This is a genomic window from Streptomyces sp. NPDC059477 (genome assembly GCF_042749375.1).
Classification (GTDB): Bacteria; Actinomycetota; Actinomycetes; order Streptomycetales; family Streptomycetaceae; genus Streptomyces.
This window is the reverse complement of sequence record NZ_JBHYUG010000001.1, coordinates 152,845-176,337: the sequence shown is the minus strand read 5'-3', so window position 1 is coordinate 176,337 and position 23,493 is coordinate 152,845. Positions and strand designations below refer to the sequence as shown.

At 71.8% G+C, this 23,493-nt stretch carries 23 protein-coding genes, 1 tRNA gene, 1 pseudogene and 1 riboswitch; of the genes and pseudogenes, 6 read left to right on the top strand and 19 right to left on the bottom strand.

Annotated elements, in window-relative coordinates; translation table 11 throughout:
• Positions 1 to 150 precede the first annotated feature (150 nt).
• A complete protein-coding gene (locus ACFXAZ_RS00865) occupies positions 151 to 1,494 on the top strand; it encodes an SGNH/GDSL hydrolase family protein (protein ID WP_384582935.1) in 1,344 nt (447 codons plus the stop codon).
• A 188-nt stretch (positions 1,495 to 1,682) separates the two neighbouring features.
• Here ACFXAZ_RS00865 and ACFXAZ_RS00860 read toward each other — a convergent pair whose 3' ends face one another.
• The 4 genes from ACFXAZ_RS00860 to ACFXAZ_RS00845 all read right to left on the bottom strand — a co-directional run bounded on the left by ACFXAZ_RS00860 (position 1,683) and on the right by ACFXAZ_RS00845 (position 5,275).
• Positions 1,683 to 2,453: a DUF1707 domain-containing protein gene (locus ACFXAZ_RS00860; RefSeq protein ID WP_384582932.1), complete on the bottom strand. Its 771-nt coding sequence runs from the start codon at positions 2,451 to 2,453 to the stop codon at positions 1,683 to 1,685.
• A gap of 81 nt (positions 2,454 to 2,534) precedes the next feature.
• Positions 2,535 to 3,530, bottom strand: a complete 996-nt coding sequence (locus tag ACFXAZ_RS00855) for an ATP-binding cassette domain-containing protein (protein ID WP_384582930.1) — start codon at positions 3,528 to 3,530, stop codon at positions 2,535 to 2,537.
• A gap of 19 nt (positions 3,531 to 3,549) precedes the next feature.
• Complete coding sequence (locus ACFXAZ_RS00850) at positions 3,550 to 4,353, bottom strand: ABC transporter permease (protein WP_384583112.1); 804 nt, start codon at positions 4,351 to 4,353, stop codon at positions 3,550 to 3,552.
• Between the two features lie 115 nt (positions 4,354 to 4,468).
• Positions 4,469 to 5,275: an ABC transporter permease gene (locus ACFXAZ_RS00845; RefSeq protein ID WP_384582927.1), complete on the bottom strand. Its 807-nt coding sequence runs from the start codon at positions 5,273 to 5,275 to the stop codon at positions 4,469 to 4,471.
• Positions 5,276 to 5,486: 211 nt separating this feature from the next.
• Between ACFXAZ_RS00845 and ACFXAZ_RS00840 the strand changes: the two genes are divergently transcribed.
• Positions 5,487 to 7,877 carry a transglycosylase domain-containing protein gene (locus tag ACFXAZ_RS00840; protein ID WP_384582924.1) on the top strand — a complete coding sequence of 797 codons (2,391 nt, stop codon included), beginning with the start codon at positions 5,487 to 5,489 and terminating at the stop codon, positions 7,875 to 7,877.
• A 125-nt stretch (positions 7,878 to 8,002) separates the two neighbouring features.
• On the opposite strand, the gene ACFXAZ_RS00835 is transcribed toward ACFXAZ_RS00840, so the two are convergent.
• The 3 genes from ACFXAZ_RS00835 to ACFXAZ_RS00825 form a co-directional block, all read right to left on the bottom strand.
• Positions 8,003 to 8,323: a DMT family transporter gene (locus tag ACFXAZ_RS00835; RefSeq protein WP_384582921.1), complete on the bottom strand. Its 321-nt coding sequence runs from the start codon at positions 8,321 to 8,323 to the stop codon at positions 8,003 to 8,005.
• 34 nt (positions 8,324 to 8,357) lie between these two features.
• Positions 8,358 to 8,429, bottom strand: a riboswitch (guanidine-III (ykkC-III) riboswitch).
• Between the two features lie 45 nt (positions 8,430 to 8,474).
• A complete protein-coding gene (locus tag ACFXAZ_RS00830) occupies positions 8,475 to 8,777 on the bottom strand; it encodes a GroES family chaperonin (RefSeq protein WP_382682058.1) in 303 nt (100 codons plus the stop codon).
• Positions 8,778 to 8,905: 128 nt separating this feature from the next.
• A complete protein-coding gene (locus tag ACFXAZ_RS00825; RefSeq protein WP_384582918.1) occupies positions 8,906 to 9,235 on the bottom strand; it encodes a DUF3618 domain-containing protein in 330 nt (109 codons plus the stop codon).
• Between the two features lie 117 nt (positions 9,236 to 9,352).
• On the opposite strand from ACFXAZ_RS00825, the gene bcp reads away from it, so the two are divergent.
• Both bcp and ACFXAZ_RS00815 read left to right on the top strand, forming a co-directional pair.
• Positions 9,353 to 9,820: a thioredoxin-dependent thiol peroxidase gene (gene bcp / locus ACFXAZ_RS00820; protein WP_384582915.1), complete on the top strand. Its 468-nt coding sequence runs from the start codon at positions 9,353 to 9,355 to the stop codon at positions 9,818 to 9,820.
• A 39-nt stretch (positions 9,821 to 9,859) separates the two neighbouring features.
• Positions 9,860 to 9,946: transfer RNA gene (locus ACFXAZ_RS00815), tRNA-Leu, on the top strand.
• A gap of 44 nt (positions 9,947 to 9,990) precedes the next feature.
• Here the strand turns inward: ACFXAZ_RS00815 and rdgB are convergent.
• The 4 genes from rdgB to ACFXAZ_RS00795 all read right to left on the bottom strand — a co-directional run bounded on the left by rdgB (position 9,991) and on the right by ACFXAZ_RS00795 (position 13,038).
• A complete protein-coding gene (rdgB, locus tag ACFXAZ_RS00810; RefSeq protein WP_384582912.1) occupies positions 9,991 to 10,596 on the bottom strand; it encodes an RdgB/HAM1 family non-canonical purine NTP pyrophosphatase in 606 nt (201 codons plus the stop codon).
• 178 nt (positions 10,597 to 10,774) lie between these two features.
• Positions 10,775 to 11,173: a hypothetical protein gene (locus ACFXAZ_RS00805; protein WP_384582909.1), complete on the bottom strand. Its 399-nt coding sequence runs from the start codon at positions 11,171 to 11,173 to the stop codon at positions 10,775 to 10,777.
• Between the two features lie 620 nt (positions 11,174 to 11,793).
• Entirely contained in the window at positions 11,794 to 12,531 is a 738-nt protein-coding gene (gene rph, locus ACFXAZ_RS00800; RefSeq protein WP_384582906.1) for a ribonuclease PH, read from the bottom strand.
• A gap of 240 nt (positions 12,532 to 12,771) precedes the next feature.
• A complete protein-coding gene (locus ACFXAZ_RS00795) occupies positions 12,772 to 13,038 on the bottom strand; it encodes a GlsB/YeaQ/YmgE family stress response membrane protein (RefSeq protein WP_384582903.1) in 267 nt (88 codons plus the stop codon).
• A 218-nt stretch (positions 13,039 to 13,256) separates the two neighbouring features.
• Between ACFXAZ_RS00795 and ACFXAZ_RS00790 the strand changes: the two genes are divergently transcribed.
• Complete coding sequence (locus ACFXAZ_RS00790; protein ID WP_384582900.1) at positions 13,257 to 14,507, top strand: APC family permease; 1,251 nt, start codon at positions 13,257 to 13,259, stop codon at positions 14,505 to 14,507.
• A gap of 77 nt (positions 14,508 to 14,584) precedes the next feature.
• Here the strand turns inward: ACFXAZ_RS00790 and ACFXAZ_RS00785 are convergent, their stop codons facing one another.
• From ACFXAZ_RS00785 to ACFXAZ_RS00775, 3 genes and pseudogenes are all read right to left on the bottom strand, one after another.
• Complete coding sequence (locus ACFXAZ_RS00785; protein ID WP_384583109.1) at positions 14,585 to 15,151, bottom strand: SMI1/KNR4 family protein; 567 nt, start codon at positions 15,149 to 15,151, stop codon at positions 14,585 to 14,587.
• 141 nt (positions 15,152 to 15,292) lie between these two features.
• Positions 15,293 to 15,526 (bottom strand): annotated as a pseudogene (locus ACFXAZ_RS00780) (barstar family protein); the annotation flags it as partial.
• A gap of 173 nt (positions 15,527 to 15,699) precedes the next feature.
• Entirely contained in the window at positions 15,700 to 16,191 is a 492-nt protein-coding gene (locus ACFXAZ_RS00775) for a hypothetical protein (protein ID WP_384582897.1), read from the bottom strand.
• 204 nt (positions 16,192 to 16,395) lie between these two features.
• On the opposite strand from ACFXAZ_RS00775, the gene ACFXAZ_RS00770 reads away from it, so the two are divergent.
• On the top strand, positions 16,396 to 16,797 hold the full coding sequence (locus ACFXAZ_RS00770; RefSeq protein WP_384582894.1) for a YccF domain-containing protein: 402 nt from the start codon (positions 16,396 to 16,398) through the stop codon (positions 16,795 to 16,797).
• 15 nt (positions 16,798 to 16,812) lie between these two features.
• On the opposite strand, the gene htpX is transcribed toward ACFXAZ_RS00770, so the two are convergent.
• From htpX to nuoK, 5 genes are all read right to left on the bottom strand, one after another.
• Positions 16,813 to 17,676: a zinc metalloprotease HtpX gene (gene htpX, locus ACFXAZ_RS00765; protein ID WP_384582891.1), complete on the bottom strand. Its 864-nt coding sequence runs from the start codon at positions 17,674 to 17,676 to the stop codon at positions 16,813 to 16,815.
• Positions 17,677 to 17,906: 230 nt separating this feature from the next.
• Positions 17,907 to 19,430, bottom strand: coding sequence for an NADH-quinone oxidoreductase subunit N (locus tag ACFXAZ_RS00760; RefSeq protein WP_384582888.1), 1,524 nt, complete (start codon positions 19,428 to 19,430; stop codon positions 17,907 to 17,909).
• Positions 19,427 to 21,001, bottom strand: a complete 1,575-nt coding sequence (locus ACFXAZ_RS00755; protein WP_384582885.1) for a NuoM family protein — start codon at positions 20,999 to 21,001, stop codon at positions 19,427 to 19,429. Before ACFXAZ_RS00755 ends, ACFXAZ_RS00760 begins: the two co-directional genes overlap by 4 nt.
• Positions 21,002 to 21,007: 6 nt before the next feature.
• Positions 21,008 to 23,002 (bottom strand): NADH-quinone oxidoreductase subunit L, encoded by a 1,995-nt coding sequence (locus ACFXAZ_RS00750; protein ID WP_384582882.1) that lies wholly within the window; start codon positions 23,000 to 23,002, stop codon positions 21,008 to 21,010.
• Positions 22,999 to 23,421, bottom strand: a complete 423-nt coding sequence (nuoK, locus tag ACFXAZ_RS00745; RefSeq protein ID WP_384582879.1) for an NADH-quinone oxidoreductase subunit NuoK — start codon at positions 23,419 to 23,421, stop codon at positions 22,999 to 23,001. Before nuoK ends, ACFXAZ_RS00750 begins: the two co-directional genes overlap by 4 nt.
• Positions 23,422 to 23,493: the final 72 nt, after the last annotated feature.

Sequence of the window (23,493 nt, the reverse complement as noted above, 5' to 3'; positions counted from 1 at the left end):
TGTCCCTGCCTGACCGACTCCCGGAACGGAACAGGAGTTCCCGGCGTCTGTCCGGTCGGAGACGCACACGCCTTCATCTCATGACCCATCATGAGGTGATCACACCGGAGCCGGTCCGGGGCTCCGCCGCCCGAGGAGACCCATCACCCCATGTCCAGGCGCCACGACCACGCCCTGCTCGCCGCGCTGCTCGCCCTGGCCGTCGCGGTGTCGGGCGGGATATACCTCGGGGTCGCCGCCGACGAGGGGCACACCGAGCGCCCGCACGCCGGACGGTCGGCCCCGCGGTCGGCCGCGCCCGTCTCCGCGGGCACCTGGGTGAGTTCCTGGTCCGCGTCCCCGGCGGCGGCCGAGCCCGGCACCGCGCCCGGCACCGGCAGGGGTGGCCTCGCGGGCCGGTCGCTGCGCAATGTGGTGCACACCAGCGCGGGCGGCACCCAGGCGCGGATCACCCTCTCCAACCTCTACGGACAGCAGCCGCTCACGATCACCCACGCGACGATCGCCCTGGCGGCGGGCTCGGGCGAGGCCGCGGCGGTGCCCGAGAGCATGCGCCGGGTGACCTTCGGGGGCGCGGGGCGGGCCGTCGTACCGGCCGGGCAGCAGCTGATCAGCGACCCGGTGGAGCTGCGTGTCCCGCACGACAGTGACGTCCTGGTCACCACGTACTCCCCCACCGGCGCCGGGCCGGTCACCCATCACCCGCGCGCCCGCCAGATCTCGTACGCCGCCGTCGGCGACCACGCGGCGGGCACGACCGGCGCGGCGTACACCGAGCAGGTGGAGGCGTGGCGGTATCTGACCGCGCTGGACGTGCTCAGCGACGAGTCCGACGGCACGGTCGTGGTGTTCGGCGACTCGCTGACCGACGGGGCGATGTCCACGGTCGGCGCGAACCGGCGCTGGCCCGATGTGCTGTCCGACCGTATCCGCGAGGCCGTCGCCGCGGGTACGGCGGATGTGCCGCGGCACAGCGTCGTCAACCAGGGCATCAGCGGGAACCGGCTCCTCTCCGACGGCCTGGGGCGCCCCGCCGACAACCCCAGCGGGCTGGGCCGGTTCGCCCGTGACGTCCTGGGCCGCACGGACGTCGAGGTCGTCGTCATCGACCTCGGTGTCAACGACATCCTCCGGCATCCCGGCACCGCCGACCCCGACCGCATCCTCACCGGCCTGCGCACCCTCGTGGACCAGGCCCACGCCCGGGGCGTCAGGGTCATCGGCGCCACGCTCATGCCGTTCCACGGCCACGGGGGGTACACGGACGCGCGCGAGGAGGTACGGCGGCAGATCAACGCCGAGATCCGCGCGGGGCGGGTCTTCGACGCGGTCACCGACTTCGACCGGGCGGTACGCGACCCGTACGACCCCCGGCGCTTCCGCCCCGACTACGACTCGGGCGACCACCTCCACCCGAGCGACAGGGGCTACGCCCGGATGGCGGACTCCTTCGACCTGACGTCCCTGAGCGGGTCGGCTCCGGCAGAGCTATGACGCGGCCCTAGCAGCAAACCGCCGCCCCAGCTGCGGGCAGTCGTGCCGCTGGGGCGGCACGGGTGGGCGCAGCGGCACCCGGCAAGCGCCGGTTCGCGACACGCCCCGGCCTCAGCTTCAGCGCCGGGTGAGCCAAACCACCCCACCCCCGGTGAGCCCCCAACCCGACGCCCACACCAACCCCCCGCCTACTCCCCCCGCTCCCGCCGCTCCCGGTGCCCGTCCAGCATCCGCCGATGCGCCTCGTACGCCTCGTCCCGATGATCCTGCTGAAGCTCACGCCGCGCCGCCCGGCGTTCCACCCGCTCCTGCCGCCGCTCCGCCTTCAACCGCTGCCGCTCGGCCCGCGTGACCTTCCGCTCGACCCCCACCCCGCCCCAGAAGGCGAACCCGGTGACGATCACCCGAGGGGCCCCGGGATCCCCCGGCACCCCGTCCTCACGGTGGTCGAATCCCCCCATGACGCCGATGCCGCGCACCACGACCTCGACCCCCGGCGGCACGATGATGTTCACCCCGCCCATGATCGCGACGCAGTTGATCACCACCTCGCGCTCCGCGAAGTTCGCCTCACGCAGGTCGATCTCCCCGCCGCCCCAGAAGGCCACGCTGGTGAACCGCTTGGGCATCGTCCAGTGCCCCTTGCGCTGAAACCCCGCCAGCACGGCCACACCCCACGCGGACGTCCCGTCGGCGCCGGTCAGCCGCCCCGCCCAACCCCCGCTCCCCTCCGGCCCCTTGACCAGGGACACGGCGGGCGGCGCGGCCACCCCCGCGCCGGGCAGATCACGGGTGATCGGGGCCAGCTCGCCGTACGTCCGCGCCCGGTACGTCTGATCCAGCCGTTCCTCGAACTCCGTCATGTCCAGCCGGCCCTCCGCGAGGGCGTCCCGCAGGACCTCGGCGACTCGCTCTCGATCGGCGTCGGAGGCGCGCAGCTCCGGGGCATCGTCGGTCATACCAGCAGCCTACGAGTTCCGCGCGCCGGGCACTACGCGGCTTGCGGCACCACTCCCGGCGCCCCGAGGGGAGCACACCGGCTACACGCTCGCCCGCCCCGCGTACATCCGCGCGATCACGGCCTCGATGTCCGGCTCCCGTACCGACAGATCCACCAGCGGATACTCCGCCGCTACCCGCGCCACCAGCGGCGCCGCCGACTGCGCCGCCGGGAAGGCCAGCCACTGCCGGGGCCCCTCGACGCGCACGACCCGGGCGGGCGGCACGTCGATGGGGGGCAGTTCGCGCTCCAGGTCCACGACGAGGGTCCGCTCGCTCTCGCCCGCCTCGTGCAGGCCGGTGAGCGGACCGTCGTACATGAGGCGCCCGTGGTCGATGACCATCACCCGGGAGCACAGTTGCTCGATGTCCTGGAGATCGTGGGTGGTGAGCAGGACCGTCGTGCCCCGCTCGGTGTTGAGGTCGCGCAGGAAGCCGCGGACCTTGGCCTTGGAGATGACGTCCAGTCCGATCGTCGGCTCGTCGAGGTAGAGCACCTCGGGGTCGTGCAGCAGCGCCGCGGCGATGTCGCCGCGCATCCGCTGGCCGAGCGAGAGCTGGCGGACGGGGACGTCCAGCAGCTCGCCCAGTTCGAGGAGTTCGACGCAGCGGTCGAGGTTGGCGCGGTAACGGGCGTCGGGGATGCGGTACATGCGGTGCATCAGCCGGTAGGAGTCGATCAGCGGGAGGTCCCACCACAAGGTCGTGCGCTGGCCGAAGACGACCCCGATGCGATGGGCGAGCCGACCGCGTTCGCGCGAGGGGTCGATACCGGCCACCCGCAGCCGTCCGCCGCTCGGGGTGAGGATGCCGGTCAGCATCTTGATGGTGGTGGACTTCCCGGCGCCGTTCGGCCCGATGTAGCCGACCATCTCGCCGCGCGCCACCCGGAACGAGAGCGCGTCGACCGCCCGTACCTCCCGCCGCTCCCGCTTGAGGAAGCCGGTCCGCTTGCGGACGTCGAAGACCTTCTCCACCCGGTCGAGTTCGATGAAGCCGCCGGTCTCCGTCCCCGGCTCCGTGTCCGTCATGGCCATGGCCGTCTCCCTCACGTCGTCAACTGCCCGTACTGCGATAGGTCCTCAGCCCCGCCCGCCACGCCAGCCCGGCCAGCGCACAGCACCCCGCGGCCACCAGCGGCGAGGTGAACGCCACCCATTCCGGCAGGTCCAGCGGGTAGGGCCGGCCCAGGATGTAGCTCGCGGGCACCCAGTTGACGAAGGCCAGCGGCAGTACGAAGGTCACCCCGCGCACCAGTTCCTGGCCGAAGACGGCCGGCGGATACTGGAGCAGGGTGGTGCCGCCATAGGTGAACGCGTTCTGCACCTCGGAGGCGTCCTGGGCCACGAACTGGAAGGCGGCGCCGCCGACGAACACCGCGCAGAAGATCAGCCCGCCGCTGAGGATCATCACCGGCATCAGCAGCAGCTTGGCCAGTGTCCAGTCGAGGTCCAGGTGGGTGAGCGCGTAGCCCAGCACCAGGGTGCCCTGCGCCACCCGGCCCACCCGGCGCAGTGCGAAGCGGTCGGCGGCGACCTGCGCGAGGACCGGCGCCGGGCGCACCAGCAGGGTGTCCAGGGTGCCGTCCCGCACCCGGCGCCCGAGCCGGTCCATGGAGCCGATCGCCAGGTCCGCCAGGCCGAAGGAGACGCTGGACAGGCCGTAGAGGAAGGCGATCTCCGGCAGCGCGAAGCCGCCGAGGGCATCCACCCGGGAGAACATCAGCAGGATCGCCACGAAGTCCAGCCCGGTCGCCAGGAAGCTGCCGAGCGTGGTCAGCGCGAAGGAGGTGCGGTAGGCCATCGTGGAGCGGATCCACATCGCGACGATCAGGCGGTACGCGCGCAGCCCTTCCCGCAGCCGCCCGACGTACCCGTAGCCATGACCAAAGCCATGGTCATTGCCATGGCCATGGCCATGGCTGTACGAGGACTCCCGCGCGGCGCCCTCCCGCGCCTCCGTCCCGGCGTCGGCGTCAGCCACCCTGCACCACCACCCGCCGCGTCGCCGCCGACTGCACCAGCCGGCCCACCGCCAGCAGCACCACCGCCCAGGTGGCCTGGAAGGCGAACGTCTGCCAGATGTCCCCCTGGCCCAGCAGCACGTCCGCCGGGGCCTGGAGGAGTGACGACCAGGGCAGGGCCCGGACGATCTCGCCGAGCGCGCCCGGGAAGACGTTCAGCGGAAGCAGCATGCCCGAGCAGAAGAAGCAGAGCAGCCAGGACAACTGCGCCACTCCCGAGCCGTCCATCAGCCAGAACGCGGTCAGCGCGACCAGATAGCGGATCCCGAAGCTGACCAGCATGCCCAGTGCCACCGCGACCGCGAAAGCGGCCCAGGTCCCCGCGTCCGAGGGCAGCGCGGCCTCGAACACCAGCGCGCCGAAGAGGAACGGCAGCACCCCGCGCGCCACCAGCTGGAACACCGCCCGCCCCAAGTCGCCGGCGAGCCAGAACAGTTGGAGGTCGGCGGGCCGGTAGAGGTCGATGGCCACATCGCCGGTGCGGATACGGTCCATCAGCTCGTCCTCGAAGCCGCCGCCCCCGATCGCCAGGCTCGACAGCAGGGCCTGACCGAGCCACACATAGGTGACGGCCTCCGCCTGGTCGTAGCCGCCGAGCTGCGGACGCTGGTCCCACAGGGCCAGATAGGTGTGGACGAGGATGATCCCGAAGACGGTGTTGGTGAACACCCCGGCGGCGGTGGCCACCCGGTACGTGGCGTACCGTCGCACTCCCCCCGCAGCGACGGCCAGGTACAACCGTCCTGCGCCCACTCCCACCACCCTCCCCGCACCTCGCGGACCCGCGAAAGAAACCCAAGCGCAGGAGCCTAGTGAGCGCGCGGTGACGCATGCCACTGCTTTTTCGGTCCGGTCGTGTGCCGTGAACCGGGAACGGTTCGGCGGGTGCGAGAGTCTTCACAGGGGGGCGTGAAGCGTTACAGAGGGCGTACGGGGACCGTACGCCGCGAAACAGGAGTCCGTGCACGAGATGAGCGACCAGCCGCAGCCGCAGCAGCCGACCGAGGGCTCGGCACCGCAGCCACCGCCAGAGGGAGGAAAGAAGGGCCGGCCGAAACGCACGGGCTGGCGGCGGCTGATCCCGACCTGGCGGATGACACTGGCCACCTGCGTGATCGGCCTGCTGCTGCTCGGCGGGCTGTTCTTCCTCGGCTACTCGCTGGTGAAGATCCCGCCGGCGAACGCGCTGGCGACCAAGCAGAGCAATGTGTATCTGTACGCCGACGGCAGCCAGCTGGCCCGCGACGGCGAGGTCAACCGGGAGAACGTGCCGCTGTCCGGGATCTCCAAGGACGCCCAGCACGCGGTGCTGGCGGCCGAGGACCGCGAGTTCTACACCGAGTCGGCCATCGACCCGAAGGCGATGGTGCGGGCCGCCTACAAGACCGCGATGGGTGAGGGCAAGCAGTCCGGGTCCACGATCACCCAGCAGTACGTGAAGAACTACTACCTGGCGCAGGAGCAGACCGTCACGCGCAAGGTGAAGGAGTTCTTCATCTCGATCAAGCTGGACCAGGAGAAGAGCAAGGACCAGATCCTGGAGGGCTATCTCAACACCAGCTTCTTCGGCCGCAACGCCTATGGCATGCAGTCCGCGGCCCAGGCGTACTTCGGCATCGACGCCGCCGACCTGGACGCCGCGCAGGGCGCGTATCTGGCGTCGCTGCTGAACGCGCCGAGCGAGTTCGACGTGATCGCCCACCCGGAGAACCGGGGCGCCGCCGAGGCGCGCTGGAACTACGTGCTGGACGGCATGGTCACCGAGGGCTGGCTGACCGAGGAGAAGCGGGCGACGCTGAAGTTCCCGGTGCCGCGCGAGGCGACGCTGTCTACCGGTATGTCCGGGCAGCGCGGTTACCTCGTGGAGGCGGTCAAGCAGTATCTGACCGAGCACGACATCCTCACCGCGGAGCAGCTGGAGGTCGGCGGCTACCGGATCACCACCACGCTCCAGAAGCCCAAGCAGGACGCCCTGGTCAAGGCCGTGGACGACCAGCTGATGTCCGAGCTGGACAAGGAGGGCCGCGAGGTGGACAACTTCGTCCGCGCGGGCGGCGCCTCCGTCGACCCGAAGACGGGCGAGGTCGTCGCGATGTACGGCGGCATCGACTACGTGGAGCAGTACACCAACGGCGCCACCCGACGGGACTACCAGGTCGGCTCCATCTTCAAGCCGTTCGTGTTCACCGCGGCCGTCGACCACGACTCCAGCACCCAGAGCGGGCGCACGATCACCCCGAACGCGGTCTACGACGGCACCAGCGAGCGCCCCGTGGAGGGCTGGAGCGGCGGCCTGTACGCCCCGGAGAACGAGGACGACGTCAACTACGGCAACATCACCGTGCGCGAGGCCACCGACAAGTCGGTGAACTCGGTGTACGCGCAGCTCGCGGTGGACGTCGGGCCGGAGAACGTGGTGGAGACGGCGGTCGACCTCGGGCTGCCGCCGGACACCCCGTCGCTGGAACCGGGCCCCTCGATCGCGCTGGGCGTGGCCAACGCCAGCGTCCTCGACATGGCGGAGGCCTACGCCACCCTCGCCAACCACGGTGAGCACGGCACGTACACCTTGGTGAAGAAGATCACCAAGGAGGGCGCGCAGGAGATCCCGCTGCCCGACCGCAAGACCACCCAGGCGGTGAGCCGCGAGGCCGCCGACACCACGACGTCGGTCCTCCAGAGCGTCGTCGACAACGGCACCGCCACCGCCGCGCAGGCCGCCGGCCGCCCGGTCGCGGGCAAGACGGGCACGGCGGAGGAGGACAAGGCCGCCTGGTTCGCGGGCTACACCCCCGACCTGGCGACGGTGATCGCGGTGATGGGCCAGAACCCGGAGACGGCCAAGCAGGAGCCGCTGTACGGCGCGCTGGGCCTGGCCCGGATCAACGGTGGCGGTCCGCCGGCCGAGATCTTCGCGCAGTACACGAAGGACGCCCTGGAGGGCACCCCGGTGACGGACTTCGACCTCCAGGTGCAGGACGGCGCCGACGAATGGGTGGACCCGTCGGTGCCGCCCAGCACCGGGCAGCCGGACGCCGGGAACCCGGGCGACGTCACCGGCGCGCCCAGCGAGGAGGCGGGCAACGGCGACGGCGGCACGCAGACGCCGGACAACGGTCCGTCCACCGACCCGGCGGAGGGTGGCACGGCCACCGGCGGCGACACGGGCACCACGACGACCGGCGGCACGACCGGCGAGAGCACCGGGGGCGGTACGGCCGACGGGGGGACGACGGGGGGCGACACGACCGGCGCCACCACCGGCGAGTCCCCGGGCGGCGGCACGGACGGTGGCGCCGACGGCGGGACGGAGGGCGGCGGTCTGACGACGGGGACGAGCGGCTCGCCGACGACTCCCTGAGAGTGACGCGGACGTGACCTGGGGGCCGCTCGCCGGTACGGCGGACGGCCCCCAGGGTCGACGGGGTCGACGGGGTCGACGGGGTCGACGGGGTCGACGGGGTCGATCGTGTCGACGGCTTCCGGTCAGTGGCCGGAGGTCGCCTTCAGGCCCACGACGGCGACCAGCAGCAGCGAGATGAAGAAGATCCGGGCGGCGGTGACCGGCTCACCCAGGATGGCCATGCCGAGAATCGCCGCACCGGCCGCGCCGATACCGACCCAGACGCCGTAGGCGGTGCCGATCGGCAGGGTCTTGGCGGCCTGGGCGAGCAGGAACATGCTGGCGACGATTCCGGCGCCGGTGAACACGCTGGGCCACAGCCGGGTGAATCCTTCGGTGTACTTCATGCCGATCGACCAGCCGACTTCGAGCAGACCGGCGATGAGCAGCAGAATCCACGCCATGACGAGCACCTCCGAGACGAGTGTCACTGAACGGGGTGCGTCGTCTTTGCTTCAGCCCGGTACGGCGCGTCTCGTCGGGTGCCTTATAAACATAGCAAAGGGCAGCCAAAAAGGCTGGTGACGATGGTCACCAGCCCCAGGAACCCTCACTTCACAGGTACAGCCCCGTCGAATCCTCCGAGCCCTCGAAGCGGTCGGCGGCGACGGCGTGCAGATCGCGCTCACGCATCAGGACGTAGGCGATGCCCCGCACCTCGACCTCGGCGCGGTCCTCGGGGTCGTACAGCACCCGGTCGCCCGGCTCCACGGTCCGTACGTTCTGCCCGACGGCGACCACGTCGGCCCAGGCCAGCCGGCGGCCCACGGCGGCGGTGGCGGGGATCAGGATGCCGCCACCGGACCGCCGCTCGCCCTCGCCGGCGTCCTGCCGGACCAGGACACGGTCGTGCAGCATGCGGATGGGCAGCTTGTCCGGGTGGGTACTGGAGTCGTTCGTGTTGGCGCTCACGGCTCGAACCTACCTGTCCTCAGCACATCCGTACGCGTGGGGTCGGCCCGTGAGGTCGGCCCGTGGGGACCGGCTCAGCCCTTGCGGCGTCGGGCGGACAGGGCCAGCAGGCCCACCACGCCGACGGCGACGAGGGCGACCGGCACGATCCGCTCCAGCCGAGGCGCGCCCTCCTCGTTCACAAAGCGCCCTCTGACCTCGCTCACGGCCTTGTTGACCTGGACGTACGCCTTACCGAGGGTCCGGTCGACGTTGGCGGCAACCTGGGCCTTGGCGTCCCCCACGATCGTCCTGGGGTGCACCCGTACGCCGATTTCGTCGAGGGTCTCGGCCAGCACCTCGCGGCGGGCCCTGATGTCCGCCTCGATCTGCGCCGGGGTTCTGGTGTCCGACGTGTCCGCCACCGTACGGCCTCCGAAGTTGTCCGAACTCTGCTGTCGCGCTGGCTGTCGCGCTGTTGCGGACAGTCTGTCAGCTTCCCGGCGCGGCGCACTGTCAGCACCCCCGGTTACGCTCGATCCATGAGTGAGCGACTCCAGCCCGGGGACGTGGCCCCCGCCTTCACCCTGCCCGACGCCGACGGCAAGGACGTGTCCCTGGCCGACCACAAGGGCCGCAAGGTCATCGTGTACTTCTACCCCGCCGCGCTGACACCCGGCTGCACCAAGCAGGCCTGCGACTTCACCGACAACCTGGAGCTGCTGACCGGCGCCGGGTACGACGTGATCGGCATCTCCCCGGACGCCCCGGAGAAGCTCGCCAAGTTCCGCGAGAAGGAGCACCTCACGATCACGCTGGCCGGCGACCCGGACAAGACGGTGATCGAGGCGTACGGCGCGTACGGCGAGAAGAAGAACTACGGCAAGACCTACCTGGGCGTCATCCGCTCCACGGTGGTCGTGGACGAGGAGGGCAAGGTCGAGCGGGCGCTGTACAACGTCCGGGCGACCGGCCACGTGGCGAAGATCATCAAGGATCTGGGCATCTGACGCCCCTGCCCGGCCAGTAGCATGGCCGGGCAGCACCGGGCGGCCGTGGTGGAATTGGCAGTCACGCTGGGTTTAGGTCCCAGTGGGGTAACTCCCGTGAGGGTTCGAGTCCCTCCGGCCGCACCAGTTCATTCCCGTACGCTCATCCGCTCGCCCTCTCGCCCTCGCCCTCAGCCTCCGACGAGTTCCCGTACGACGGGGACCAGCGCGCGGAACGCCTTGCCCCGGTGGCTGATGGCGTTCTTCTCCTCGGGGCTCAGCTCGGCGCAGGTCCGGGTGTACCCGTCGGGCTGGAGGACCGGGTCGTACCCGAACCCGTTGGTCCCGGCGGGTACGTGTCTCAGAGTCCCCCGCAGCTGTCCTTCCACCACCCGTTCGGTGCCGTCCGGCAGGGCGAGGGCGGCGGCGCAGGCGAAGTGGGCGCCCCGGTGCTCCTCCCCGATGTCGGCGAGCTGGGCGAGCAGCAGCTCCAGATTGGCCCGGTCGTCGCCGTGCCGCCCGGCCCAGCGGGCGGAGAAGATCCCCGGCGCCCCGTTCAGCACGTCCACGCACAGCCCCGAGTCATCGGCGACGGCCGGCAGTCCGGTCTCCCGCGCCAGCGCGTGCGCCTTCAGCAACGCGTTCTCGGCGAAGGTGACACCGGTCTCCTTCACATCCGGAATCCCCGGATACGCCTCCGCCCCGACCAGCTCATGCGGGAGCCCTGCGTCGACGAGGATGGCCTTCAGTTCGATGATCTTCCCGGCGTTGCGGGTGGCGAGGATCAGACGGGTCATGGGGTCAGTATCGCGGGGGGATGGGGATGGTGGTGGGCCAGGGTCGGGGCGCGCGCTCCGGACCGGCCGGGGCGGTGGGTCCCTCGTCGGCCGGGGCGGAAGTGCGCCCCGGCCGGCTCGTACGGGGGGCGTGCCCCGGCCCGTGGGGGCAGGAGGCCCGACCCGGGCGTCCGTGGTGCTACGGCGTGCACACCTTCGTCAGTTCGCCCGCCGCGTCCGTCACCGGGCTGATGTCCGGGGTGGCGTCGCCGTTCTCCACCGAGGTGTGGACGTTGTCCACGGCCTGCTGGAGGTCGTCGACCGCCTTGTTGACGTCCGTGTTGTCTGTCTTGTCGCCGATCTCCGCGAGGTTGTCCTCGATGGACTGGAGGGACTCGTTGAGCTGGGTCGGGTCGTTCGCCGCGGCGTCGACGGCCTGCTGGAGATCGGTGACGCTGTCGGCGATCGCGTCGGCGGTCTGGACGCAGTCCAGCGCCTTGCTGACGGCCTCGCAGCCCGTGGTCAGCCCGGCGGTGAGCGCGACGGCCGCCAGGGTGGCGGCGACGGCTGCGGTGCGGCGACGGCGGCTCGCGGCCATGGAACGGTCCCTCCCTCGGATGCGGGCCCGGACACGGCCCACTGCCGCCCCCTGTGCCCTGAACTGCTGGCCGGGCGCACAGGTATGAGCCATGCGCCCGTACCCGTAGTGACGCCCGCGCGGGCGGCAACGGTTGCCACCGCCCACCGGCTGATTTGGTACGCCCTTTACTTTCGGGCTCGCGTTCCGGTTCGGTGCCCGGATTGCTTCCCGGTGTTACTTCCGGGCTTTGTGCCCGGTTGACGCCCGGTTCGGGCGCGGTTGACGCCCGGTTCGGGCGCGGTTGACGCCCGGTTCGGACGCGGTTGGCGTCCGGCTCGGACTCGGTTGGCGTCCGGCTCGGACTCGGTTGGCGTCCGGCTCGGACGCGGTTGGCGTCCGGCTCGGGAGCCGTTGGCGTCCGGCTCGGGAGCCGTTGGCGTCCGGCTCGGGAGCCGTTGGCGTCCGGCTCGGGAGCCGTTGGCGTCCGGCTCGGGAGCCGTTGGTGTCCGGCTCGGACGAGATCGACGCCCTGTGCGGGCGCGGTTGGTGTCCGGCTCGGGCCCCGAACAGTGTCGGGCTCAGGCCCTGAGCGACGTCCGGCTCGGGCCCGGTCCCGCTTCCGGCTCGCCGCGTACCGCCTACTGCCCCGTCGCGATGTCGAGCGCGGCGCGCTGCGCGGCGGCCAGTTCGGCGGAGCCGGCCACGGCGAGGTCGAGCAGGGCGTCGAGTTCCTCGCGGGCGAACGGCTCGGCCTCCGCGGTGCCCTGGACCTCCACGAACCGCCCGTCGCCGGTGCAGACGACGTTCATGTCGGTCTCGGCGCGCACATCCTCCTCGTAGCAGAGGTCGAGCAGCGGGACGCCGTCGACGATGCCGACCGAGACGGCGGCGACGGTGCCGGTCAGCGGCTGGCGGCTGGCGCGGATCAGTTTCTTCTCGCGCGCCCAGCTGACGGCGTCGGCCAGCGCCACGTACGCGCCGGTGATGGCCGCGGTGCGGGTGCCGCCGTCGGCCTGGAGGACGTCGCAGTCCAGGACGACGGTGTTCTCGCCGAGCGCCTTGTAGTCGACGACCGCGCGCAGGGAGCGGCCGATCAGCCGGGAGATCTCGTGCGTACGGCCGCCGATCCGGCCCCGGACGGACTCCCGGTCGCCGCGGGTGTTGGTGGCTCGGGGCAGCATCGCGTACTCGGCGGTGACCCAGCCCTCGCCGCTGCCCTTGCGCCAGCGCGGGACGCCCTCGGTGACGGAGGCGGTGCAGAGGACCCGGGTGTCGCCGAAGGAGACGAGGACGGAGCCCTCGGCATGCTTGCTCCAGCCGCGTTCGATGCTGACCGGGCGGAGCTGTCGGGGGGTGCGGCCGTCGATTCGTGACATGGGACGAGCCTAGTGCCCCACGGGCCGGGCCCCTGCCGTCAGGTGCACATCGCCTTCACCGGCGGGTACGAAGGGGAACGCGGGCCCGGACGTACGGGAAGGGGGGGGGGCGGGGCGGGCCCGCGGCGGCCCGGGCCCGCCGCGCGCCGGGGGGGGACCACGGCCGGCCACCCCGCCGCGGGCCTAACGGGCGGGCGCCCGCACGGCGCCCGCCCTTTCCCCTGCCCGGCCCGCGGTCGGTCACCTGCGCGAGTTGCCGAACAGCAGGCGGTAGATGATCAGCAGGACCAGCGAGCCGCCTATCGCCGAGGCCCAGGTGGCACCGTCGTAGAAGTCCTTGCTGATCGGGTGGTCCAGCCAGCGGGCGGAGATCCAGCCGCCGAGGAACGCGCCCACGATGCCGATGAGGGTCGTCCCGATGAAGCCACCGGGGTCACGACCCGGCAGCAGGAACTTGGCGATGGCTCCGGCCAACAGTCCCAGAATGATCCAGCTGATGATGCCCATGCCGTGAACCTGCCCTTCCGTACCGTGCCCGTGCCGTTCACACCCTGTGATCTTCGTCCCGCCGAGCGGCACGCGGGCCGCGCGGGGCGCCGTCGTACGTCATGCGGTTGCCGCCCGGTCGTGCCCGTCGCGCGCGTCGGTCATCTGTTCGCGTCACGTTGGTGAAGAGGACGTCGTCCCGGTAGGTGGCGGTTGCAGCGATCAGTAGGGTGCGGCGCATGACACAGTCCTCCGGGCCGGAACTGCGGCGCACTCTCGGCGTCGGTGACGCCGTGGTCATCGGGCTCGGCTCGATGATCGGCGCCGGGGTCTTCGCCGCGCTGGCCCCCGCCGCGCGCACGGCGGGGACGGGTCTGCTGCTCGGGCTCGCGGTCGCCGCCGCGGTCGCGTACTGCAACGCCGCCTCGTCGGCGCGGCTGGCCGCCCGGTATCCGCAGTCGGGCGGTACCTATGTGTACGGTCGCGAACGGCTCGGTCCCTTCTGGGGTTATCTGGCCGGCTGGGCGTTCGTGGTCGGCAAGACGGCCTCCTGTGCCGCGATGGCGCTCACCGTGGGCGCGTATGTGTGGCCGGGGCAGGCGCATGCCGTGGCGGTGGCGGCCGTGGTCGCGCTCACCGCGGTGAACTACGGCGGCGTCCAGAAGTCCGCCTGGCTGACCCGGGCGATCGTGGCGGTCGTGCTGGCGGTCCTCGCTCTCGTGGTGGTCGTGTGTCTGGGGTCGGGCGGGTCCGATGCGGGGCGGCTGGACATCGGGGCGTCCGGTGGCGTCGGCGGGGTGCTTCAGGCGGCCGGGCTGCTGTTCTTCGCGTTCGCCGGGTACGCGCGGATCGCGACCCTCGGCGAGGAGGTGCGCGACCCCGCGCGGACCATCCCCCGCGCGATCCCACTGGCCCTCGGCATCACGCTCGCGGTGTATGTGTGCGTCGCGGTCGCCGTCCTCTCCGTGCTGGGCCCGGACGGTCTCGCCCGGGCGAGCGCGCCGCTCGCGGACGCCGTGCGTGCGGCCGGGATGCCGGAGCTGGCACCGGTGGTGCGGGTCGGCGCCGCCGTGGCCGCGCTGGGCTCCCTGCTCGCCCTGATCCTGGGCGTCTCCCGGACCACGCTGGCCATGGCCCGCGACCGCCATCTCCCCGGCGCCCTGGCCGCCGTACATCCCCGCTTCCAGGTTCCGCACCGGGCGGAGCTGGCCGTCGGCGCGGTGGTCGCGGTCCTCGCGGCGACGGTCGACGTGCGCGGTGCCATCGGTTTCTCCTCCTTCGGTGTGCTGGCGTACTACGCGATCGCCAACGCGTCGGCCTGGACCCTCGATCCGGCACCGAGGCATCGCCTGGTACCGGCGGCGGGCCTCCTCGGGTGCGCGGTGCTGGCGTTCGCCCTGCCGGTGGGGTCCGTGGTGGCGGGAGTGGGGGTGCTGGTGGTGGGCGTGGTGGCGTACGGGGTGCGCGGGCGGTGGGTGGCCGCGCGGTAGGGCGACGTGGGCGGGCGGCCACGGGGAGAGCAGGACACTGGGCGTGAGACAGGGGGCGGGCAGGCGGGCGGGAAGAGCTAGCTCGTGGGTCTTTCCGGTGTCCTTGTGTGGAAGGACTCCCAGGGCGTCAGGTCCATGCCTTCGTTCGTCTCCTCGTACCAGCCTGTGCCGTCTATCCATGTGCGCAGCCAGGCGTCGAGGCTCGGGGCGTCCCGGTACCAGGCGTGCTCCGCGTCGTCCGTGTTCGGTTCGAAGAGCAGGACGGGAGCCTGTGGGGCGAGGCAGTCCACGCAGGCGAACATCCCGCAGCCCCAGTGGGATATCGGCAGGACGGCCTCGGGCCAGAGCCAGTCGGCGTCGTCCCCCTTCCAGCCACGCCGGGTGAGGTATTCGGCGACCGAGGACGACTCCTCGGAGGGAGAGCTGTCGAGCAGGGGCAGCAGGCCGTACTCCGGGCCGAATCCGCCGTCGCCTATCCGTACGTACAGCTCCGTGAGCAGTGGGGGCAGCCGGAAGCCCAGGGTGGCCTCGGCGCGGGCCACCGTGGCCGGGTCCACCGGTGCGGGGAGGGAAGTCCGGCCCCACGGGTGGTCGTTGTGGGCCTTGTCCCGCACCAGCCTCAGCAACTGCTCGTTCTCGGTCATGACTTCATGGTGCCGTGCGGCACCGACAATCGGGGAGACCTGTGGACAACCGCGAGAATGTGGACAACCTCGCTGTGGATAACTCCGGGTGACTGCGGTCCGGTGCCAGACGAGGGTGAAGCCCGGGGCCGCGCCCCAGCGGCCCCGGAGGCAGTCGGTCAGGGCATCGGGACCCCAGCCGAAGTAGCCGCCGGGACCGTTGACCGCCTCGCGGAGGGCGCAGAAGAACCCCGGGTGGTCGGTGATGTGGCGGCCGTCGAGGTGGTAGGTGGTGTCAGCGGGGCGGTCCGGGCAGCCGTGCGGGTGGTTGTCCAGCGCGGTGCTCAGCCAGAACTCGCGGCCCGCCGCGTCGCACCGGGCCCAGTGGCCGGGCACCGGACGTCCCTCGCTCCACAGCCGCCAGACCTGCTCGGCCGCGAGCGGGGGCCGCTCCGACCAGGGCGCGAGGGTGAGGTCGACGAGGCCGGGGCCGTGCGCCGACGGTGTCCAGGACAGCAGCCGTCCCTCCGCCGCCGGCTGTACCGGGCGGCCCGACGTGTCCACGCGGATCAGCTTGGCCTCGCCCGGCGTCCGCTCTCCCGCGTCCAGGGCGGCGCGCAGGGCGCCAGGCGTACGGGTGCTGGTTCGGGCGGCTGGGGTGTTGCCGGTCGTACGTGGGCCAGGTCCCGGCAGGTTCCGTACGGCTCGCCCGATGCGGACAGGGTCCGGTAGCCCGGGGACAGGGGTGGGTACCGCGGGTGGTCACGGGGGTTGTCCTCGGGGGTCCAGCCTTCGACCGTGACGTCGAGCAGGGACAGGTCCCGGGCGCATGGGCGGGCGCCCGAGACGCGGACCTCCTCCAGGTACCACTCGCCGACGGCGGTTCCTTGGCGGTCGAGGATCTCCAGGGGCAGGGACCCGAGCGGTGCCGAACCCTCGGCACGCGCGCGTGCCACCGCCGTGCGCAGAGCGCCCTGGGGCGCGCAGCCCAGCAGTTCGTACGTCTCCCGTGCCGGGGTACGACAGCAGCGCGTACTTGGCGGCGTCGTCGGTCCCGCCATCGGCGCCCCCGTCCCCGGTCACGCCCCGGATCGGCGCGATGTCCCGCCCGTCGTCCGTACAGGGTCGGTCACGTCGCGTGGTTGCGCGTCCCGTGGGTCGCCGTGGCCCCGCGCGGAGTCGCTGCGTTTTCCCTTGTCCGCGCGCACGCTGGATACTGGCAGGTGGGACCGGGCCCGAGCGGAATCCGCAAAGGGGCAGTGACTGTGAAAATCATCAATCTGATCCTCAACATCCTCTGGCTGATCTTCAGCGGGATCTGGCTGGCGCTGGCCTACACGCTGGCGGCGATCATCTGTTTCATCCTGATCATCACCATTCCGTTCGGCGTCGCCTCGCTGCGGATCGCCGGGTATGTGCTGTGGCCGTTCGGCCGGACGACCCAGGTCAAACCAGGGGCCGGGGTGGGCTCGCTGATCGGCAATGTCATCTGGATCATCTTCGCGGGCTGGTGGCTCGCCCTCGGGCACATCATCACCAGCATCCCGCTCTTCCTGTCGATCATCGGGATCCCCTTCGGCTGGGCCAACCTCAAGATGATCCCGCTCTCCCTGATGCCGCTGGGGCAGGAGGTCGTCTCGACGGACCGGCGGTTCGCCGGCTGGTGAGGCCCCCCGCGCGGGTCACCGCTGGCGGCCCGCCAGCTGCTCCAGACGGGCGATGCGCTCCGCCATCGGCGGGTGCGTGGAGAACATCTTGGACAGGCCCTGGCCGGGGCGGAACGGGTTCGCGATCATCATGTGGCTCGCGGTCTCGATCCGGGGCTCGGGGGGCAGCGGAAGCTGCTTGGTGCCCGCCTCCAGCTTGCGCAGGGCGCTGGCGAGGGCCAGCGGGTCGCCGGTGAGCTGGGCGCCGGAGGCGTCGGCCTCGTACTCGCGGGACCGGCTGATGGCCAGTTGGATGACCGTGGCCGCGAGCGGGCCCAGGATCATGATCAGCAGCATGCCGAGCAGGCCGGGGCCGTCGTCGTCATCGGAGCGGCCGATGGGGATGAGCCAGGCGAAGTTGACCAGGAACATGATCACGGAGGCGAGGGCTCCGGCGACCGACGAGATCAGGATGTCCCGGTTGTAGACATGGCTCAGCTCATGGCCGATCACACCGCGCAGCTCGCGCTCGTCCAGCAGGCGCAGGATGCCTTCCGTGCAGCACACCGCCGCGTTGCGCGGGTTGCGGCCGGTCGCGAAGGCGTTCGGCGCCTCCGTCGGGGAGATGTACAGACGCGGCATGGGCTGGCGGGCCTGCGTGGACAGCTCACGCACCATGCGGTACAGCGCCGGGGCCTCGAACTCGCTCACCGGGCGGGCCCGCATCGCGCGCAGCGCCAGCTTGTCGCTGTTCCAGTACGCGTACGCGTTCGTCCCCAGGGCGATCAGGACTGCGATGATCAGGCCCGTGCGGCCGAAGAGGCCGCCGATGACGATGATGAGTGCGGACAGTCCCCCGAGGAGTACTGCGGTCCTGAGCCCGTTGTGCCGGCGGTGCACGGTACGCCCTCCAAGTGGTGCGGCAGGGGAACCCTTTGCTGTCTGATGTCCGATGGCCACTGGTGTGCCGTGGTGTCACGTCCAGTGGACCCTCCCGCTCTGGTCAACGCCAGGCGAGGGCCGCTAGTTCCCTTTTGTTCGCGCGCGCCGGGTGGGCCGTCCGGGTCACGGGGGAGGTGAGGGGGACGGTGGGGGCCCGCCGCAGGGGCGTGCCCTGCCGGACGGCCGGGTCAGAAGAGGGTCGTGTCCGCGAAGCGCAGGACCAGCTGGGGGGCGCCCGACAGGGCGATGCCGATGACGGCCGTCAGGGCGATGGCGGCGGTGACGGGCGGGGGGGCGCGGTACGCGGTGGGCTCGCCCTCGGGGGCGCGGAAGAGCAGGGCCGTCCACTGGAGGTAGTAGTACAGGGCGATCACGACGTTGGCGGCCATGACGACGGCGAGCCAGCCGAGGCCCGCGTCCACGGCGGCGGAGAACACCGTGACCTTGGCGAACAGGCCGATGATGCCGGGGGGCAGTCCGGCCAGGCAGAGCAGGAAGAACGCCAGGAGGAGGGCCGTGAGGGGGTTCGTGGCGTACAGGCCCCGGTAGTCGGTGAGGCGGTTGCGGGGCTTCGTACGGGCCACGAGGGCGGCCACGGCGAAGGCGCCCAGGTTCACGGCGGCGTACATGAGGGCGTAGGCGAGGGTGGAGCCGACGGAGCGTTCGGGGTCGCCGGAGTACGCGGCGGCGGCGATCGGGACGAGGAGGTAGCCGGCCTGACCGACGGAGGACCAGGCGAGCAGGCGTACCGCGCTGTACGCGCGCGTGCCGCGCTGCCGGAGGGCGCCGACGTTGCCGACGGTCATGGTGAGGGCGGCGAGCGCGGCCAGGGCGGGGCCCCAGACGTCGGCGTACGACGGCAGGGCGATGACCGTGACCAGGATCAGGCCGGAGAAGCCGACCGCCTTGCCGACGACCGACAGATAGGCGGCGATCGGGAGCGGGGCGCCCACGTAGGTGTCGGGCACCCAGAAGTGGAAGGGCACGGCGGCCGTCTTGAAGGCGAAGCCGACGAGGGTCAGGACCACGCCGGTCTGGACGAGGGTGCCCAACTGCCCGTCCACGTCCTGGATCCGCGCGGCGATCTCCGTGAGGTAGAGGGTGCCGGTGGAGGCGTACAGGAAGCTGACGCCCAGGAGGGTGACGGCGGTGGCGGTGACCGAGGAGAGGAAGAACTTCAGGGCGGCTTCCGAGGACCTGCGGTCGCCGTACTTGAGGCCCACCAGCGCGAAGGCGGGCAGGGAGGCGACCTCCAGGGCGACGATCAGGGTGGCCAGGTCGCGGGAGGCGGGCAGCAGGGCGGCGCCGGCGGCGGAGCACAGCAGCAGGAACCAGTACTCGCCGTCGGGGAGGCCCTCGCGCGCGTCCTTGAGGGCGGTGACCGACAGCAGAGCGGTCAGCAGGGCGCCGCCGAGGACCAGGAACTGGATGACGAGGGTGAAGCGGTCCGCGGTGTAGCTGCACACGTCCGGGTCGCCGGTGAGGCAGAACGTGGAGCGGTCGCCGTCCAGGAGCGGCAGCAGCATCAGGGCCGCGGCGGCGAGGCCCGCGACGGACACCCAGCCGAGCAGCGCCTTCCTGCGCTCGCCCACGAAGAGGTCGGCGACGAGGACGGCGAGGCCGACCACGGCGGCGATGGTGGGCGGGGCGATGGCGAGCCAGTCGACGGACTGGACCAGGGACGCGGCCCCGGGCTGGGCGAGGGCGCTCATCGGGTGCCTCCTGAGAGGAGCTGCTGCACGGCCGGGTCGGTCAGGCCCAGGAGGGTCTTCGGCCAGAGTCCGGCGACGACGGTGAGGGCGACGAGCGGGGCCCAGGCCGCATATTCGTACGTCTGTACGTCGGCGAGCCGGGGGGCGTCCTGCGGGACGGCGCCCATGCAGACGCGACGGACCACGATCAGCATGTACGCGGCGGTGAGCAGGGTGCCGAACGCGGCGATGGACATGAAGGTCAGGAATGCGGGGCGGCTGAGTCCGGCCGCCGGATCGAACGCGCCGAACAGGGCGAGCATCTCGCCCCAGAACCCGGCGAGACCGGGCAGCCCGAGCGAGGCGACCGCCGCGAACGCGAGCAGTCCGCCGAAGCGCGGGGCCCTGCCGTACAGCGCGGCGCCGGTCTGTTCGGCGAGCGCGTCGAGGTCGGTGCTGCCGGTACGGTCCTTCAGCGCGCCGACCAGGAAGAACAGCAGGCCGGTGATCAGGCCGTGGGCGATGTTGGCGAAGAGGGCGCCGTTCACGCCGGTCGGGGTCATCGAGGCGATGCCGAGCAGCACGAAGCCCATGTGGCCGACGGAGGAGTAGGCGATGAGCCGCTTCAGATCGCCCTTCGCCCCCTGTTTGGCGAGGGCCAGACAGGCCAGGGACCCGTAGATGATCCCGACGACGGCGAAGGCGGCGAGGTAGGGCGCGAAGGTCCGCATGCCGTCGGGCGCCACCGGCAGCAGAATCCGGACGAACCCGTACGTACCCATCTTCAGCAGGACGCCGGCGAGCAGGACCGAGCCGACGGTCGGGGCGGCGGTGTGGGCGTCCGGCAGCCAGCTGTGCAGCGGCCACATCGGGGTCTTCACCGCGAGCCCGAGACCGATCGCCAATACGGCGATGACCTGCACGGATGTGGTCAGCGACCGGCCGTTGTCAGTGGCGAGTGCCATCATGTCGAAGGTGCCCGCGTTGATTCCGATCAGCAGCAGGCCGAGCAGCATGACCACGGAGCCGAGCAGCGTGTAGAGGATGAACCTCATCGAGGCACGGGCCCGGCCCTCACCGCCCCAGCGGGCGATGAGGAAGTACATCGGGATCAGGACCATCTCGAAGGCGAGGAAGAACAGCAGCAGATCGAGGACGGCGAAGGTGGCGAGGGTGCCGGACTCCAGGACGAGCAGCAGGGCGACGAACGCCTTCGGGGTCGGGCCCGAAGGCATCTTGAAGTAGGAGTAGAGCGCGCAGAGGAAGGTCAGCAGCGCGGTCATCACCAGAAGGGGGAGGGAAATGCCGTCGATGCCGAGGTGGATGCGCACATCGAGCGCGGGGATCCAGCTGATGTCCGTGCTGGCCTGCATCTTCGACGGCTGGTCGTGGTCGAAGCCGAGGACCAGGACGATCGCGGCGGCGAGGACCGCGCCGGTCACGGTCACACCATGGCGCAGCACGGCCTGTTCGGGCGACTTCCCCTTCAGTCCGGGCGGGGCCGGCAGCAGAGCCGCGGCGGCGCCGAGAAGCGGCCCGACGACGATGAACGCCAGAAGGAACTGCATCACGGACTCGTTGATATCGATCACGCCTGCTCACGCTCCCGTGGCGACGAGGACGGCGGCGACCGCGAGAACGACGGTGCCGGCGAGCAGCGCGCTCACATAGGTCTGCACATTGCCGGTCTGGGCGCGGCGCACGGCGGCCCCCAGCCAGCGCGGTAGCGCCCCGGCTCCCTGGACGTAGGTGTCGACGACCTCGCGGTCGAGGAACCGGACGAGACTCGCCGCGGCCTGCACCGGGCGGACGAACAGCGCCGCGTACAGGGCGTCGAGGTGGAAGCCCGCGGCGGCGGGGCGGTGCAGCGGGCCGAGCAGCAGCCGTCCGGGGTCCGCCGGGTCGGGCGCGTCGGCGATGTCCCCGTAGGCGGGTGTGTGGGTGGCGATGACCTCGGCCTCGACCGCTCCGGCGTCGGCCTCGGGGTGGGCGGCGACGGCGCCCAGGGGGGCGAGGTCGGCGCGGGCGCGGGTGTGGCGCCAGGCGGCGTAGGTGGCGATGCCGCCGACTAGGGCGGCGCCGGTGCCCAGGACCGAGGTCAGCAGGGTCGGGGCGAGGTCGCCGCCGTCGAACCAGCCCTGGAGTCCGCGGTAGGCGAACCCGCCGAAGGCGAGGGAGGGGGCCGCGAGGACCCAGAGCACGAGGGTCATGGTCAGCGGCTGACGGCCGTGGTCGGGGGCTTCCTCGCCGTGACCGCGGAAGGCGAGCAGCCACAGGCGCATCGCGTAGGCGGCGGTGAGCACGGCGGTGACGAGTCCGGCGACCAGGACGATCCAGCCCGCGGCACCGGGGGCGGGGGCGCCGTGGCCGACGATGACCTGCTCGGCGGCGCCGAGCACGGACTCCTTGGAGAAGAAGCCGCTGAACGGCGGGATCGCGGCCAGCGCGAGCAGGGCCACGGTCATCGTCCAATAGGCGTCGGGGACGCGTTCGCGCAGGTCGCGCATGCGGGACATGGCGGCGAGCGAGTTGGTGCCGGCGGCGTGGATGATCACGCCGGCGGCGAGGAACAGCAGCGCCTTGAAGGCGCCGTGGGACAGGAGGTGGAAGACGGCGGCACCACGGTCGCCGACGGCGAGGGCGCCGGTCATGTAGCCGAGCTGGCCGATGGTCGAGTAGGCGAGGACGCGTTTGATGTCGTCCTGGGCGATCGCGGCGAGGCCCGAGCCGGCCATGGTGACGGCGGCCATCACGGCGAGGACGACCATCGCGGCGGCGGACGCCTGGAAGACGGGGAGGAGCCGGGCGACGAAGTAGACACCGGCGGCGACCATCGTCGCGGCGTGGATCAGCGCGGAGACGGGCGTGGGGCCCGCCATCGCGTCCGGGAGCCAGGTGTGCAGCGGGAACTGGGCCGACTTGCCCGCGACTCCGGCGAGCAGCAGGAGGGCGATCGGGGTCGGGTGGTCCAGGCCGCCGTCTGCGACGGTGCGCAGGATCTCGGTGATCCGGAAGGAGCCCGCGTCGGTGGCGAGGGCGAACAGACCGATGAGGAAGGGGACGTCGCCGAGCTTGGTGACAAGGAAGGCCTTGAGGGAGGCGGCGCGGGCCTCGGGGGTCTCCCAGTAGTGGCCGACCAGGAAGTAGGAGCAGATGCCCATGACTTCCCAGCCGACGAGCAGCACCATCAGATCGCCGGAGTAGACGACCAGGAGCATCGCGGAGGTGAACAGCGAGACGAGGGCGGCGTAGGACGGGTAGCGGGGGTCGTCGCGCAGATAGCCCATCGAGTAGATCTGCACGCAGCACGCGATGAAGGCGACCAGTACGGCGACGAGCGCGGCGAAGCCGTCGATGTGCAGGGCGAGGTAGACCGGCACGGAGCCGGTGGGCGTCAGCTCGGTGGCCGCGTCGATCGGGGCGTCGCCGCCCTGGCGCACGGCGACCAGGACGGTGAGGACGAGGGAGGCGAGGGCGGGCAGGACCGCCAGCGGGCGGACGAAGCCGGGGCTCGTGCGGCCGACGGAGAGGCCGGCGGCGGCTCCCAGGAAGGGCAGGAGGGGGACGAGAACGGCGAGGGTGGTGGTCGTCACGCGGTGGCCTCGGCCTTCTCGGCGGCCCGGTCGGTCGGGGGGAGGTCGCCGTCGGGGCCGGCGTCGTCGGGGGCGTCGTCGTCGGGGGCGTCGTCGTCGGGGCCCTCGGCGGTGTCGCGGAGCTTGTCGATGTCGGAGGTGCCGCGGTTGCGGTGGACGGCGAGGACGATCGCCAGGCCGATGCCGATCTCGGCGGCGGCGATGGCGATGGTGAACAGGGTCAGGGCCTGGCCGGAGTGCAGGGTTTCTTCGGCGGCCTTGCTGAGCCAGACGTCGAAGGCGACGAGGTTGAGGTTGACGGCGTTGAGCATCAGCTCGACGGACATCAGCACCAGGATCGCGTTGCGGCGGGCGAGGACGCCGTACAGGCCGGTGCAGAAGAGGAGGGCCGACAGCACGACGGGATAGGCGAGATGCATCAGCGGGCGCCTTCCTGGTCCGTGGGCGCCTGCGGGGCGGGGGTGGGGGCGGGCTCGATGCTGGGGGCGGTG